Genomic DNA, 15,158 nt, shown 5'->3' with positions numbered 1-15,158 from the left:
CAGCAAGCGGCGCCCGGGCGCTGGAACACAACCGGCGATTGTATGCCGGGGGGTGTTGAAGAGCGATCGGCTGGGCGAGCGCTCAGGCGGCCTTGGCCAGACTGGCCTCGCCCGCTGGCTGACGCCATTGAGCCAGCAGACCATCGCGGCGCGAACGGGCCGCGGCCAGGTTGCGCTCCTTCACATGTCCGAAGCCCTTGATGTGCTCCGGAATGCGCGCGATCTCCGCCGCCAGGTCCAGGTTGGTGCTGTTGAGCCCGGACAGCACCGTCTCGATGTCGGCGCGGTATTCGCCGATCAGCGCGCGCTCGGTGCGACGTTCCTCGGTGCGGCCGAAGATGTCCAGCGCGGTGCCGCGCAGGCCCTTGAAGCGGGCCAGCCATTTGAACGCGGTGAACATGTAAGGGCCAAACGGCCGCTTGACCAGTTCGCCACGCTCGTTCTTCTTCGCGATCAACGGTGGCGCCAGGTGCACATGGAGCTTGAAATCACCCTCGAACTGGCTGGCCAGGCGCGCGTGGAAGGCCGGGTCGCTGTGCAGGCGGGCCACCTCGTACTCGTCCTTGTAGGCCATGAGCTTGAAGAGATTGCGCACCACGGCCTCGCTCAAGGTGGTTTTGCCCAATGGTGCCTCGGCCGCGCGCACGCGGGTGACAAAGCGTTGGTAGTCGGCGGCATACGCCGCGTTCTGGTAGCCGGTGAGGAATTCGACCCGACGTGCAATCAGGTCGTCGAGCGAATCGCGCCTCTTGAACTGGATCACCTGTTCACCGGAGCCGGCCTTCTGCCACAGCGCGGCCACGGCCTGCGGGTTGTGCGCGGCACGGCGGCCCCATTCGAACGCCGCCTTGTTCTTCTCCACCTGCACCGCGTTGAGCTCCATGGCGCGCATCAGTGCGTCCAGGCCCAGCGGCAGCCAGCCCTTTTGCCACGCGTAGCCCAGCATCATGGGGTTGGTGTACAGGCTGTCGCCCATCAGGCGCGTGGCGGCGGTTTCGGCGTCGAACGTCCCGACGGCGTCCACACCCAGGTTGCCCACCAGTGCGTCCACACAGGCCTGCGCCGGGTTCTGCCAGTCGGGGTTCTTCACGAAAGCCGCGGTGGGCGTGGCGCTCACGTTCAAGGCCACGTGGGTGCGGCCGGCGCGCAGGCGCTGCCAGGTTTCCTTGTTGGCGCTCACGATCGGGTCGCAACCGATGATCAGGTCGGCCGAGGCGGCCGAGACGCGCGTGGTGCGGATGTCGTCCTGTTGCGCGCCGATCAGCACGTGGCTCCAGGTGGCGCCACCCTTTTGCGCCAGCCCCGCCGCGTCCTGCGTGACGATGCCCTTGCCCTCCAGGTGCGCGGCCACGCCCAGCAACTGGCCAATGGTGATGACGCCGGTGCCGCCGACGCCGGCCACGATCACGCCCCAGGCTTCCGCGCCCAGCACCGGCAACACCGGTGCTGGCACGGCGCCGCCGGTCCATTCGGGCGCCGAGCCCTTCTTGTCCTTCTTGCGCAACTGGCCACCCTCGACCGTGATGAAGCTCGGGCAGAAGCCCTTCACGCACGAGTAGTCCTTGTTGCAACTGCTCTGGTTGATGGTGCGCTTACGGCCGAACTCGGTCTCCAGCGGCTCGACCGACAGGCAGTTGGACTGCACGCCGCAGTCGCCGCAGCCCTCGCACACCAGCTCGTTGATGACCACGCGTTTGGCCGGATCCACCAGGGTGCCGCGCTTGCGGCGGCGGCGCTTCTCGGTCGCGCAGGTCTGGTCGTAGATGATGACCGTGGTGCCCTTGATCTCGCGGAATTCCTTCTGCACGGCATCGAGCAGGTCGCGGTGCTGGATCGCAATGCCCTCGGGCAGGCCCTTCACGCTCTCGTACTTCTCGGGCTCGTCGGTCACGATGGTGATCTTGACCGCACCCTCGGCGCGCATGCTCTGCGCGATCTGCACCACGCTGTGGCCCTCGGGGCGCTCACCCACCTGCTGGCCACCGGTCATGGCCACCGCGTCGTTGTAGAGAATCTTGTAGGTGATGTTCACGCCGGCCGCGATGCTCTGGCGCACCGCCAGCAGGCCGCTGTGGAAATAGGTGCCATCGCCCAGGTTGGCGAACATGTGCTGGTCGTGGCTGAACGGTTGCTGGCCCACCCACGGCACGCCCTCACCCCCCATCTGGGTGAAGCCCACGGTGGCGCGGTCCATCCAGATGCTCATGAAGTGGCAACCGATGCCGGCCATGGCGCGCGAGCCTTCCGGCACCTTGGTGCTGGTGTTGTGCGGGCAGCCCGAGCAGAACCAGGGCTGGCGCTCGGCACCGGCCACGCCCTGCGTGAGCAAGGTCTGCATCGACTGCTCCTGCGCGGTCAGGATCGCGAGCTGCGCGTCGATGCGCGCCATCACGTCCTCGGGCACCTCGCCCATCTTCTTCAGGCGCTTGGCAATGGCGCGCGCGATGATGGCGGGCGACAGGTCGGCATTGGCGCGCAGCAGGGTGCGCTCGCTGGGGTTGGGCATGGACCACTCGCCGCCACTGAAGTCACCCTCGACTTCTTCAAATTTGCCCAGCACGTTGGGCCGCACGTCGGGGCGCCAGTTGTAGAGCTCTTCCTTCAACTGGTATTCGATGACCTGGCGCTTCTCTTCCACCACCAGGATCTCGCGCAGCCCGGTGGCGAATTCGCGCGTGGTCTGCGCCTCCAGCGGCCAGACCACCGCCACCTTGTGCAGGCGCAGGCCGATGCGGCGGCAGGTCTCGTCGTCCAGGCCCAGGTCCAGCAGGGCCTGGCGCGTGTCGTTGTAAGCCTTGCCGCTGGCGATCAGGCCGAAGCGGTCGTTCGGGCCGGCGATCACGTTGTGGTTGAGCTTGTTGGCACGGATGTAGGCCAGCGCGGCATACCACTTGAAGTCGAACAGGCGGGCTTCCTGGTCCAGCGCGTGGTCGGGCCAGCGGATGTGCACGCCGCCGGGCGGCATGACGAACTCGGGCACCACGATGTTCACGCGGTCCGGGTCGATGGTGGCGGTGGCGCTCGATTCCACGATCTCCTGGATCGTCTTCATGCCGGCCCACACGCCGCTGAAGCGGCTCATGGCGATGGCGTGCAGGCCCAGGTCAAGAATGTCCTGCACCGAGGTCGGAAAGAACACCGGCAGACCGCAGGCCTTGAAGATGTGGTCGCTCTGGTGCGCGGCGGTCGAACTCTTGGCCACGTGGTCGTCGCCGGCCACCGCGATCACGCCGCCCCAGGGCGTGGTGCCGGCCATGTTGGCGTGTTTGAACACGTCCGAACAGCGGTCCACGCCCGGGCCCTTGCCGTACCAGATGCCGAACACACCGTCGAACTTGTTGGTGCCGGGTGGCGCGAAGCCCAGCTGTTGCGTGCCCCAGAGCGCGGTAGCGGCCAGCTCCTCGTTCACCCCGGGCTGGAACACGATGTTCTGCGCCTTGAGGTAGGGCGCGGCCTTCTGCAGGGCCTGGTCGTAGCCCCCCAGTGGCGAGCCGCGGTAACCGCTGATGAAACCCGCGGTGTTCTTGCCCACCAGGGCATCGCGCTGGCGCTGCAGCATGGGCAACTTCACCAACGCCTGCACGCCACTCATGAAGGCGCGCCCCTGATCGAGCGCGTATTTGTCGTCCAGCGTCACGGTTTCCAGGGCGCGGCGGATGTGTTCGGGCAAGGGGGCGTTCATCGTTTTTTGTCTCCGTGTGGGCGGGTCGCCTCATGGGCGGTTCGTGGGCAAGCGGCACGCCGGATGGGCGCACCGCTCCAGTGTGGCGCACAGTGTATGCCCCGTCGAGCGACAGGTGTTTGCGTTTCATGCCCGTTTTATCGATGATTGAGCAACATTCTTTCTCATATGAGGCATCTATGGAAACACTCGACAAATTCGACATCACCATCCTGCAAGAACTGCAAAGCGATGGCCGCCTCACCAATGCCGAGCTCGCCCAGCGCGTGGGCTTGTCGGCAGCGCCTTGCTGGCGGCGTGTGCGCGCCCTGGAAGAGGCCGGGTTCATCCGGGGCTACCGCGCCGAAATCGACCGCGAAAAGATCGGTCTGGGCGTGTTGGCCTTCGTGCGCCTGGACGCGGACCGCAACAGCGGCGACGTCACGCGCAGCCTGGAGAACGCCATCCGCAACCTGCCGGAGGTGGTCTCCTGCCACTACATCAGCGGCTCGGGCACGTTCGAGCTGCAGGTGGTCAGCCGCGACCTCAACCACTTCAGCCAGTTCGCCCGCGAGGTGCTGATCAACCTGCCCAACGTGAAGGACCTGCACACCAGCTTTTCGCTCGGGGAAGTGAAGTCGGGCAGTGCACTTCCGTTGTCGCACCTGTTGGCTAAAAGTACGAGCACGGCAAAGAAGCCCGGAACTTGAACATTTTTGCAGCCATTCGTCCAAATATTTAGACCGCTGGGTAACAAAGTCGCCGTAAGTTGTTGAGATATGTGAGTTTTTTCCCATTTTCATCTTGCCATCAAACGTGTCGTTTCGTAACATTGGGCCACCAACCCCCGTGGAGCAGGTACCTGAAAGTGCTCAGCCCACACTTCTCACTTCCATCTGAAGGAAACGTCGTGAAAAAAGCCCTGCTGCTCAAGTCCGCCCTGGCCCTGGCCCTCGCCGCCCCCCTGCTGGCTTCGGCCGAATCGCAACTCGTGGTCGGCACCGGTTCCGCCACCGCCCGTCTGGACGTCCAGGTGATCATTCCGCGCGTGCTGTTCCTGGCCGTGGGCACCGGAGAAGCCGGCACCACCACCGATCCCACCATCGACACCCTGACCTTCGACTACACCCCCACGCCCGCCGCTGTGGGCTCGGGCATTGCATCGGCCGGCCAGAACGTGAACGTGCGTGTGCGTGGCAACAATGGCCAGATCGCCCTGACGGCCGCCACCACCGGTGCCCTGACCAACGCCACGGCGGACACCATCCCCTGGTCGGAAATCACCGTCTCAAGCGACCAGGTCACGCTGCCGACCCCGACCATTCCCCTGACCGGCACCGGCGCCGGCAGCAACGTCACGCTCAACACAGGCAAGGTCACCGACCGCACCGCCGTCTGGACCTACGCCTACCGGAACACCGCCGTGGTGGCACCCGGCACCTACGGCACGACCAACGGCCGCGTGACCTACACCGCCTCCATGCCCTGAGCCTCTGCGCAACAGCACCGCTGAAATGGCGGCTTCATCGCCACCATTTCCCACACGGAGGGTTTGCGCACAGCAACCCTCCGTGGCCATTTCAGGCCCAAACCCTGCACCGCAGACAGGGAAAGCCAGGGAGCTCAACCGGATTCCGTTGGTGACAATGACCCCATGAAGCGCGCCGCTCGCCCCAGCACCTTGAAAAGCTTAGCCAGCGCGTGCGTGGTGCTGCTGTGCTGCGCGGAAATGGCCAGCGCCCATGCCTGGTCGCTCACGGTCAATGCCGCCTCCCGCCGCGTATACCTGCACGTGGGCAATGGCACGTTCGAGGGCAACAACGGCACCGTCAACCTGGTGCAGGTCGCGGTGCCGTTCAACCTCGTGGGCAATGGCGCCGCCCAGGCAATGACCAGCAACAGCACCCAGAATCTCAGCCTGCAGGGTGACGGCTACAACACCTGTCCCACGCCCACCAGCCAGGTGATGATCGGTGCGTCCTACCGCCGCAGCAACGGGGGCAACGGGCCGGCCAGCGCCACCCTCAGCGTCACGTCACCGGCCAACCTGGTCAACGCCGCCGGCGACACCATCCCGTTCTCGCAGATCAGCTGGACCGTGTCCGCACCGGGCAGCGGCGTGCCCAACGTGATCCCGGCCGGCACCTTCAACGGTGGCACCCAGACACTCGCCACCGTGCCGGCCAACCGCTACATCGAAAACTGCCACACCTACAGCTACGCCAACAGCGCGGTCGTGGCCGCTGGCACCTACAACGGGCGGGTGACCTACACCCTCAGCAGCCCATGAGCATGCGCAGACGCCTAGCCACTGCGGCGGTCTGCGGGCTGATGGCCGCGTCCGCCTGGGCCAACCCGCACCGCCTGGACGACTCACTGAGCCACACGGTGCCGCCCAACGTGCAGATGCAGTGGCGTCCCGTGCCGCCAGGTCAGAGCGATGCCGGAGGGATGGAAGCCTGGCTGCGGGTGAACGTGCGCATCAATACCCGCGACTGGTCCGGGCGCAACGGCCGCGTCTACATGGTGCTGCCGCGAGACCAGGCGTCCAACATCGAGGCCGTCTGGACCACGCAAGGCCGCCTGCAACCCGGCCGGCTGGTGTCGGGCGAGCGCACCCTGGTGTACGCGGGGCAGTTGCCCGGCGCCGCGCTGGAAGACCAGTTGCAGGTGCGCCTGCGCTCCGGCCCCGACTGGCAGAGCAGCAGCCGCCGTCTGAATTTCCACTTCGAGCTGGACGTCGACTGAGCTTTCCGACATGACCGCTTTTCCGCCCTTCTTTCGCCGCTCCCTGAAAACCGCCTGTTTGCGAGCGCTGTGCGCCGTGGCCGCTCTCGGCGCCCCGCCACTGGTGCAGGCCCAGGGCTTCGCCGCCTACATCACCCCGCCGCGCTTTGAAGTGAGCGTGGCGCCTGGCGCCAATCTGCGTCAGGTTCTGGAAATCCAGCACGTGGGCCAGCAGAAGGGCAACTACCGCATCAGCACCAATGACTGGGTGCTGATGCCCGACAACTCGGTCACCTTCAGCGAAGAACTGACCGCCGACAGCTGCCGGCCCTGGGTGGCGATCGAGCGGCGCGAGCTGACGATCGAACCCGGCGCGCGCTACCGCTACCGTTTCGAAATCGCGCCGCCACCGGGCACACCGCCGCGCGAATGCCGTTTCGCGCTGATGGTGGAGGGCCTGGACCCTGCGCGCGTGCAAGGCGCCTTCAACTTTCCCGTGGGGGGCCGCATCGGCGTGATCGTTTACGCCGCCATCGGCGATGCGGCGCCCCAGCTGGAGATCGCCGGGACGCGCGTGGCCACCCTCAACGGCAAACCCACCGCCATGGTCGACGTGCGCAACCGCGGCAACGCACATGGACGCCTGGAAGGTTTCGTCAACGGCACCGACGCCAGCGGCGCGCGCTTCGAGATGTCGCCCGCCGACCTGCCCATCCTGCCCGGCGAGACGCGCGGCATCGCGATCGGCCCGGTGGTCGACGATGGCAAGCCCGCCCCTGACATCCGCTTCCCGCTGGTGATCAAGGGCAACCTCGAATGGGGCAAGAACCGCCTGCCGTTGGACGCGAGCTTCGCTCCATGACGGGGCCGGTGCCGCGCCCCACCCGCTGTCTGCTGGCCATCCTGGGTGTCTCCGCCCCACTGCTGACCGCCTGGGCGCAGACCACGCCCGCCACCCCGGCCGCCGCACCCGCGCCCGCCTATGTGGACCGGGTGATCGACAACCTTCCGCCCGAGCCGACGGACGATGCCGAGGCCTACCCTTACGACCGCGAAGGCTGGCCGCGCTTCCTGCGCCTGGAAACCCGCCTGGGAACCCAGCCGTTCGACCAGGCGCGCAAGACCCGCATCGGCTATGGCATCTACGGCCTGCTGGAAACACCCAACCACGGCACGCTCTCGATCGACGGCACCTACGCACCAAGTGACCGCAGTGGCACGCTCACGCTGCGCCAGCGCGCGATGCCGCTGGCCGGCGGCTGGCTGGTCGGCAACGAACTCGGCGTGATCAACCCACCCGCGCCCGGCATCACGCGGCTGCCCTCGCGCGTGTTCGTTCCCTCGGCCATCCTGCAGGGCGTCAGCACCGAATGGGAAAAGCCCGGCCATGGCGTGCAACTGCACGCCGCCACCGGCGAGCCCGGCCGGCTTGACTTCCTGCCCGCCAGCGGCTTGCGGCGTCTGCCGGGCCGACGCACCTCGTTCGGTGGGCAGTGGCGCATCAACGCGGATGACGCCCAGCCGCTTTCGAACCAGGGCTGGACAGTGGCGCTGCAACACGAGGACGCGCGCGGCGTTTCCAACCTGGATGTGCCGCTGCAAGCGGGTGACATCATCGACGCCAACTCCACCTTGCTGGCGCTGCGGCACGAAAGCGGGGAGCACCGCATCCAGGGCCAGGTGGTGAGCACACAGGCCAGCAACGTGGCCGGCACGCGCAGCGGCTTCTGGATCGACGGTGAGTGGGACGATGGCCCGCGCCGACACGGCGTGGGCGCCTACCGGCTCGACCCCGAACTCACCTGGGCGCAGTTGCCACTGGCCAGCGACATCATGGGTGCCTACGTGCGCTCGAGCTGGCGCACACGCCAGTGGTCGGCCGAAGGTTCGGTCGACTGGCTCGACTCGGCCAGCGGGCGCAGCGGCAGCGGCTACTACGCCACCGGCTCGGCGCGCTGGCGTCTCAACCGAGACCACACACTGGGCGCCGGCAGCACCGTGCGGCGCTTCAACGGCAACGCCTGGAGCACCTACGGCGACTGGCGCTTTCAGAACGGGTGGGGCACCAGCGGCCTGCGCCTGGAGTTCACCGCAGGCGACAACCAGGCCGACTCGCGCTGGCTGACCTGGGACCAGGACTGGCTCGCGCCGCAAGGCTGGGCCCTGTCCACCAGCCTGGGCACCGGCACCTATGCCGCCACGGCCAGCCAGCCGGAAGAAACGGCCTGGAGCGCCGCGCTCAGCGTGTCCGCCCCGCTGAGCAGCAAGGCCAGCCTGCGCGGCAACTTCAACACCGAGCGCAACAACGCCGGCCAGGAGCGCCACAGCCTGAACCTGGGGGCAAACTGGCGCATCGACACACGCTGGAGCCTGGAGGGCAACTTCAACCGCTCCACCGGGCGCAGCCGATTCAGTCCCTCGCTCGACCCGTTGGCGCCGCTGCCATTGGTGGTCCCCGAATCGGACCGCTCGTTCTACGCCGTGCTGCGCTACGAACTCGAGGCAGGCAGCCGCAACGTGCCACTGGGCGGCAAGGTCGCCGATGGGGGTGGTCGCATCGAGGGCACGGTGTACTTCGATGCCAACCGCAGCGGCACCCAGGAGGCCAGTGAAATCGGCGTGCCCAACGTCACCGTGTTCCTGGACAACCGCTATGCCGTGCGCACGGACAGCCAGGGCCGTTTCGAATTCCCGTTCGTGGCCAGCGGGCCGCGCACGGTCACCGTGCGCCCCGACACGCTGCCCCTGCCCTGGAACGTGGTCGATCAGGGCCAGGTGAAGGTGGACGTTCGCCTGCGCGAGAGCGTCTCGCTGACCATTCCGGTTCAGCGCAGCGAGTGACAGGGCGCGCGTTTTCGGGCTCGCGGCCCCGGCGGCCTACATGAAATGGGGATTCAAGTTCGGGGCTGGCAGGCCGATAGTGGGACATGTCCCGCTCATTGCGCCCCCTTCTTGCCTGCCTGACCTCCAGCGCGCTGCTGTTGGCTCCAGCGCCCGGCATGGGCGAGAGCGCGATGGCGATCCAGAGGAATGCAGGCGCATCGCTGGACTTCCGCATCATCATTCCGCCCATCATGCGGGTGCTGGAAAACAGCCACCCCCGGCAACTCGATACCTTCGCCGATGGCAAGGTGAGCGCCCAGCAACGCCTCGTGGTGCTGTCCAACATGAGGGGAGGGTTCTGCGTCTCGCTGCGGCGCGCCGCGCCCCAACTCGGCACATGGGAGCTGCAAACCGCCCCACAAAACGGCATCCAGCTCAGCCCGACGGCAGACGGCTACAGCCTCTGTGGCACCCGCCCGGGACGCTACACCGTGCTGCTGCAGCACCGCTTTGGCACCATTGACAGCAGCGCCAACGCCCTCAACTGGCCGGTGCAGACCGATATCTCGTCCATCTGAGCCCTTGCGCCGTGGCGGCTCATCCACGAAATCGGGTTTCGGGATGTAAGAACCACAGTCGCGCCCATGCACCCGTTACACGGGCCTAGGGGTGGGGTGCGCCAGCTTGTTCTGCACTTATTGCCCAGCGCGCCAGCGCGGCCTTGGCGCGAGCGACTGGAGCGACGTCCGAATCGTCGGCAGTCCAGTTGAACGGTTTGGGACTCCTGTCGAGGTGTTCGATGTGCTGCGCGATGGCTTGCTGAAGCTCGGCCACGCTGGTGAAACTATCCTGCCGGATCCCGTGCTCGGCGATGTCGCAAAAGAAGCGCTTGACCATGTTCAGCCAGGTGCCGTTGGCAGGGGTTGAGTGCACGACAAAGCGCGGGTGTTGGGCCAGCCAGGCCTGGACCTTGGGGCGCTTGTGCGTGGCCTGGTTTTCAACGATCAGGTGCACCTGCAGATGCTTGGGCGTCTTGCGATCGAGCAGGCGCAGGAACCTGAGCCACTCCTCGTGGCGATGCCGATCCTGGCACATCGAGATCACGGCATCTTCCAGCTTCCTGAGCGCGGCGAACAGCGTTGCCGTGCCATTGCGCCAGTGGCCGGGGTTCATGGTGCCGGCACGTTGGGAATGGGTGCCGTTGAGATTCTGAATCTGGCTCCTGTCGGCACTGCTGAGCACCAGCGCACGCTCGCGCGGGTTCATGTACAGCCCCACGATGTCGACCAGCGCATCCTCGAAACGAGGGGGCGTGTCCCGTGGCACCTGGGAAGTGCCGAACAAGTGCGGCTTGATGCCGTTGCGCCGCCACACCCGGCGGATGGTCGTGGCGCTCAGGCCCAGATGCGAGGCCAACGTGCGTGTGCTCCAGCGCGCGGCCGCAACCGGTTGCTCGTACAGCGTCGTGCTCAGGATGTGCGACTCCACCACGGAGGTCACGCTCGGTGCGCGCCCCGAACGCGAGGCGTCCTGCAGCAATGCCTGGACACCGCCTTCAATGAAGCGCCGTCGCCACAACGCCACCTGACGCCGGTCGAGCTTGACCTCGTCGGCGATGTCCTTGTTCTGCCAGCCTTGCGCCGCCAGCAAGATGACGCGGGCGCGCTGCTGCACGCGAGCCTCCACCCGCCTGCCCTTGGACAACGTGTGCAACTCGGACAAGGTCTTCGCATCCGGCTCGATCGCTTCGGCAACTCGCATCGTTTCAACCTCCTTGAAAAGCGGTCTGTGTCTGAGATCACAAGATCCATCAATTGAGGCGCATGCCACCAAATCACCCTGAGCGAGCGCGTCGAAGCAAGGTTCGATCCAACGCAATCCTCGTGGCTTAACTCAAAGCTCGTTACATGTCGCTCTCGCACCTGCCATAAGAATGGCAAAACCAGTGCGCGACTGTTCGGAAGCGCACACACACAACGAACTCAGGGTGTCCATTCATGTCGTGCCTCAACCACCAAACGTCCCAGCGCTTCATACGAGTGCATTCCATGCACCCGCATGGGGCCAGCCCCGTGACCAAACCCATTCGCAATGGGCATTGACATGGCACGCGCACGCGCCCGTCCAGCTGAAAGACCCCCACCCGCCGAAGGCGCGCCGGGCATCGTCGTCCCGCTCTACAACGAACACGACCTTGCACGCAGCCTCGCCCCGTGGGTCAACCTCACCCGACACCAGCAGACGGTAAAAGCCTGGCTGGTGTTCACCGATCTGAGCGTGCTCTGGCTCTGCTTCGTCGCCGGGCGGCTGCCCGCGTGGCTTCGCGACGAAATGAGCCTTTCGCAGGCCATGAACGTCTGGTGGGCCGCCAATGGTCACTTGCGCATCACGCTGTTCGCCGCCATTGCCCTGACCATGGTGAGCTGGATGTGGACCGTGCAAGGCCACTACTCCGCCCACCGCCGCAAACCCTGGTGGGACGAAACCCGCCAATTGATCCAGGTCATCGTGCTCGCGGCGCTGCTCGACGCCATGGTCATTTACCTCGCCAAGTGGCCGCTCTCTCGCTTGTGGACCGGCGCCACCTGGGGCCTCGTGCTGGTCTGCCTGCCGCTGGCCCGCCTGGCCATCCGCACCTGCTTGCTGCGCACCGGCCTGCTCACCCAGCCCTACGTGCTCATCGGCCATCCCGACGACGTTGAAAAAGCCGCGGCTGCCCTGGCCAGCGAACCGCTGCTGGGCTACAAGCCCGTGGCCGTTGTCTGCCCCGACCCCGGCGCGCGACTGGTCGAGCTCGGGGGTGGGCAGGTGGCCGCGCCCACCGCGCTCACCCCTGGCGTGCGCGAGTTCCTGGCCCAGCCCGGGCCCTACCAACTGGTGGGCGTGCTCGGCATTCGGGACAACAACTGGCTGCGCGAACTCGCGCAAGAGCTCATGCTCACCCGCGACGACCTTGTCATGGTGCCCGCGCTCGGCGGCCTGCCCATCTACGGCATGGAGGTCTCGCACTTCTTCAGCCATGACGTGTTGCTGCTGCGCGCCCGCAACAACCTCAACCGTCGCGGCCCGCAAGTGCTCAAACGCGCGCTCGACATCGTGGGCGCCGCCGCCCTGCTGGTGTTGCTGGCGCCGCTGTTTGCCTGGGTCGCGTGGCGCATCAGGCGTGATGACGCCGGCCCCGTGTTCTTCGTGCAAAAGCGCGTGGGTGTGGATGGTCAGCTGTTCGACTTCATCAAATTCCGCAGCATGGTGATGGACGCCGATGGCGCTCTGGAGCGCTGGAAAACCGAGAACGAAAAGCTCTACGTGCAATACCTGGCCAGCAACTTCAAGCTCGCCAACGACCCCCGCATCACGAAGATCGGCAACCTCATCCGGCGCACCAGCATCGACGAACTGCCCCAGCTCATCAACGTCTTGCGCGGCGACATGAGCCTGGTGGGTCCGCGTCCGCTGCTCGCCCGCGAGCTGGGCGAGTACGGCAACAGCATCGCCGCGTACGGCAAGGCCCGCCCCGGCATCACCGGCCTGTGGCAGATCAGCGGTCGCAGCACCAGCACCTTCCAGCACCGCATCAACATGGACCTCTGGTACGTGCGCAACTGGTCGCTCTGGTACGACCTCGTGATCATGCTGCGCACCGTGCGCGTCGTGCTCAGACAAGAAGGAGCCTGCTGATGCCAACCCGACCCCTCTCTCCGTGCTCCCCGTCTACCGCACAGACATGGCGAACGGAACCATCCACCGTGTCCGGATATTGCACAACACCATGCCCTCCCCATGAACGCCCCTGAAACCATCTACGTCGCAGGCCACCGCGGCATGGTCGGCTCGGCCATCGTGCGCCAGCTGCTCGCCGCCGGCCACCCCGCCAGCCACATCGTCACCCGCACCCACGGCGAACTCAACCTGACCGACCAGGCCGCCGTTCGCGCGTTCTTCGCCCGGACCAGGCCGCAACAGGTGTACCTCGCCGCGGCCAAGGTGGGCGGCATCCACGCCAACAACACATTCCCCGCCGACTTCATCTACCAGAACCTCATGATCGCGGCCAACGTGATCGAAGCCGCCTTCTGCAACGGTGTGCAGAAGCTGTTGTTCCTCGGCTCCAGCTGCATCTACCCCAGGCTCGCTCCGCAGCCCATGAGCGAGCAAGCCCTGCTCACCGGGCTGCTCGAAGCCACCAACGAGCCCTATGCCGTGGCCAAGATCGCGGGCATCAAGCTCTGCGAAAGCTACAACCGCCAGTTCGGCGCCAGCCACGGCGTGGACTACCGCAGCGTCATGCCCACCAACCTCTATGGCCCGGGCGACAACTACCACCCTGAAAACAGCCACGTCATCCCCGCGTTGATCCGCCGGTTCCACACAGCCAAGGTGTCTGGCGCGCCCGAGGTCGCCATCTGGGGCAGCGGCACGCCCATGCGTGAGTTCCTGTTTGTCGACGACATGGCCGCCGCCTGCGTGCACGTGATGAACCTGCCCAAGGCCAGCTACGAGCAACACACGCAGCCCATGCTCAGCCACATCAACGTGGGCTACGGGTCGGACATGACCATCGCCGAGCTTGCCCACAACGTCGCGCTCATCACAGGCTTCGCCGGCGACATCAGCTTTGACGCCACCAAACCCGACGGCACGCCCCGCAAGCTCATGGACAGCAGCCGCCTGCACAGCCTGGGCTGGCAAGCCAAAGTCGATCTGCCCTCCGGACTGGCCCTGACATACCAGGACTTCCTGCAGCAAACCGCCCAATGACGGAACCCAGCACCATGACCAAGAACCCGCCCGCCCCCAACGTCCAGCCCAAAGTCGCCCTCATCACCGGCGTCACCGGCCAGGACGGCTCCTACCTCGCCGAACTGCTGCTCGAAAAGGGCTACATCGTGCACGGCATCAAGCGGCGCAGCAGCCAGTTCAACACCCAGCGCGTGGACCACATCTACCAGGACCCGCACATCGACGACGCGCGCTTCCACCTGCACTACGGCGACCTGAGCGACACCAGCAACCTGATCCGCATCGTGCAGGAAACCCAGCCCGACGAGATCTACAACCTCGGCGCGCAAAGCCATGTGGCGGTGAGCTTCGAAAGTCCCGAATACACCGCCGACGTGGACGGCATGGGCACGCTGCGGCTGCTCGAAGCCATCCGCATCCTCGGGCTGGAGAAAAAGACCCGCTTCTACCAGGCCAGCACCTCCGAGCTCTACGGCCTGGTGCAGGAAATCCCGCAGAAGGAAACCACGCCGTTCTACCCGCGCAGCCCCTACGCCGTGGCCAAGCTCTACGCGTACTGGATCGTGGTGAACTACCGCGAGGCCTACGGCATGTACGCCTGCAACGGCATCCTGTTCAACCACGAATCGCCCCGCCGCGGCGAAACCTTCGTCACCCGCAAGGTCACGCGCGGCCTGGCCAACATCGGCCAGGGACTGGAGAACTGTCTCTACATGGGCAACATGGATTCGCTGCGCGACTGGGGCCACGCCAAGGACTACGTGCGCATGCAATGGATGATGCTGCAACAGGAGCAGCCCGAAGACTTCGTCATCGCCACCGGCGTGCAATACAGCGTGCGCCAGTTCATCGACATGGCCGCCAGGGAACTGGGCGTCACCCTGCGCTTCGAGGGCGAGGGCGTGAACGAACAGGCCATCGTGCAGTCGGTCGAGGGCGACAAAGCCCCCGCGCTCAAGCCGGGCCAGGTGATCGTGAAGGTGGACCCGCGCTACTTCCGCCCCACCGAGGTGGAAACCCTGCTGGGCGACCCCTCCAAAGCCAAAGCCACGCTGGGCTGGGTGCCGCAGATCGCGCTGCAGGACATGGTGGCGGAGATGGTGATCTCCGACCTGGCCGACGCACAACGCCACGCCTTGCTCAAGACCCACGGCTACGCCATCGCAGTGACCGGCGAACACTGAGCGCTGCCCCCTCCAGATGTCTG

Annotated in this window: 12 protein-coding genes; 10 read left to right on the top strand and 2 right to left on the bottom strand. The window is 66.2% G+C overall.

Translation table 11 applies throughout. The annotated features are described in order from the left end of the window. Nucleotides 1–82: 82 nt before the first annotated feature. Entirely contained in the window at nt 83–3,682 is a 3,600-nt protein-coding gene (locus V6M63_RS13260) for an indolepyruvate ferredoxin oxidoreductase family protein (protein ID WP_332742492.1), read from the bottom strand. Nucleotides 3,683–3,861: 179 nt separating this feature from the next. Here V6M63_RS13260 and V6M63_RS13255 point away from each other — a divergent pair, with 179 nt between their 5' ends. From V6M63_RS13255 to V6M63_RS13225, 7 genes are all read left to right on the top strand, one after another. Beyond that, nucleotides 3,862–4,371 carry an Lrp/AsnC family transcriptional regulator gene (locus tag V6M63_RS13255; protein WP_332742490.1) on the top strand — a complete coding sequence of 170 codons (510 nt, stop codon included), beginning with the start codon at nt 3,862–3,864 and terminating at the stop codon, nt 4,369–4,371. 200 nt (nt 4,372–4,571) lie between these two features. Further along, complete coding sequence (locus V6M63_RS13250; RefSeq protein ID WP_332742488.1) at nt 4,572–5,150, top strand: hypothetical protein; 579 nt, start codon at nt 4,572–4,574, stop codon at nt 5,148–5,150. 165 nt (nt 5,151–5,315) lie between these two features. Continuing rightward, nucleotides 5,316–5,951 carry a hypothetical protein gene (locus V6M63_RS13245; protein ID WP_332742486.1) on the top strand — a complete coding sequence of 212 codons (636 nt, stop codon included), beginning with the start codon at nt 5,316–5,318 and terminating at the stop codon, nt 5,949–5,951. A 2-nt stretch (nt 5,952–5,953) separates the two neighbouring features. Beyond that, a complete protein-coding gene (locus V6M63_RS13240; protein WP_332742484.1) occupies nt 5,954–6,409 on the top strand; it encodes a hypothetical protein in 456 nt (151 codons plus the stop codon). A gap of 10 nt (nt 6,410–6,419) precedes the next feature. Further along, nucleotides 6,420–7,250 carry a hypothetical protein gene (locus V6M63_RS13235; RefSeq protein WP_332742482.1) on the top strand — a complete coding sequence of 277 codons (831 nt, stop codon included), beginning with the start codon at nt 6,420–6,422 and terminating at the stop codon, nt 7,248–7,250. Nucleotides 7,251–7,258: 8 nt separating this feature from the next. Further along, on the top strand, nt 7,259–9,229 hold the full coding sequence (locus tag V6M63_RS13230) for a carboxypeptidase-like regulatory domain-containing protein (RefSeq protein ID WP_332742480.1): 1,971 nt from the start codon (nt 7,259–7,261) through the stop codon (nt 9,227–9,229). An 86-nt stretch (nt 9,230–9,315) separates the two neighbouring features. Then, on the top strand, nt 9,316–9,789 hold the full coding sequence (locus V6M63_RS13225; RefSeq protein ID WP_332742478.1) for a hypothetical protein: 474 nt from the start codon (nt 9,316–9,318) through the stop codon (nt 9,787–9,789). An 85-nt stretch (nt 9,790–9,874) separates the two neighbouring features. Here V6M63_RS13225 and V6M63_RS13220 read toward each other — a convergent pair whose 3' ends face one another. Further along, nucleotides 9,875–10,972 carry an IS630 family transposase gene (locus V6M63_RS13220; RefSeq protein WP_332742476.1) on the bottom strand — a complete coding sequence of 366 codons (1,098 nt, stop codon included), beginning with the start codon at nt 10,970–10,972 and terminating at the stop codon, nt 9,875–9,877. Between the two features lie 342 nt (nt 10,973–11,314). On the opposite strand from V6M63_RS13220, the gene wbaP reads away from it, so the two are divergent. The 3 genes from wbaP (at nt 11,315) to gmd (ending at nt 15,135) form a co-directional block, all read left to right on the top strand. Then, nucleotides 11,315–12,889 carry an undecaprenyl-phosphate galactose phosphotransferase WbaP gene (wbaP, locus tag V6M63_RS13215; RefSeq protein ID WP_332742475.1) on the top strand — a complete coding sequence of 525 codons (1,575 nt, stop codon included), beginning with the start codon at nt 11,315–11,317 and terminating at the stop codon, nt 12,887–12,889. Between the two features lie 102 nt (nt 12,890–12,991). After that, on the top strand, nt 12,992–13,969 hold the full coding sequence (fcl, locus tag V6M63_RS13210; protein ID WP_332742473.1) for a GDP-L-fucose synthase: 978 nt from the start codon (nt 12,992–12,994) through the stop codon (nt 13,967–13,969). Between the two features lie 14 nt (nt 13,970–13,983). Further along, nucleotides 13,984–15,135 (top strand): GDP-mannose 4,6-dehydratase, encoded by a 1,152-nt coding sequence (gmd, locus tag V6M63_RS13205; RefSeq protein ID WP_332742471.1) that lies wholly within the window; start codon nt 13,984–13,986, stop codon nt 15,133–15,135. The last annotated feature ends 23 nt before the right edge of the window (nt 15,136–15,158 follow it).

This window comes from Hydrogenophaga sp. (assembly GCF_036675665.1).
Lineage (GTDB): Bacteria > Pseudomonadota > Gammaproteobacteria > Burkholderiales > Burkholderiaceae_C > Hydrogenophaga.
The sequence above is the reverse complement of the archived record's forward strand: the minus strand, read 5'-3'. Positions and strand labels throughout refer to the sequence as shown.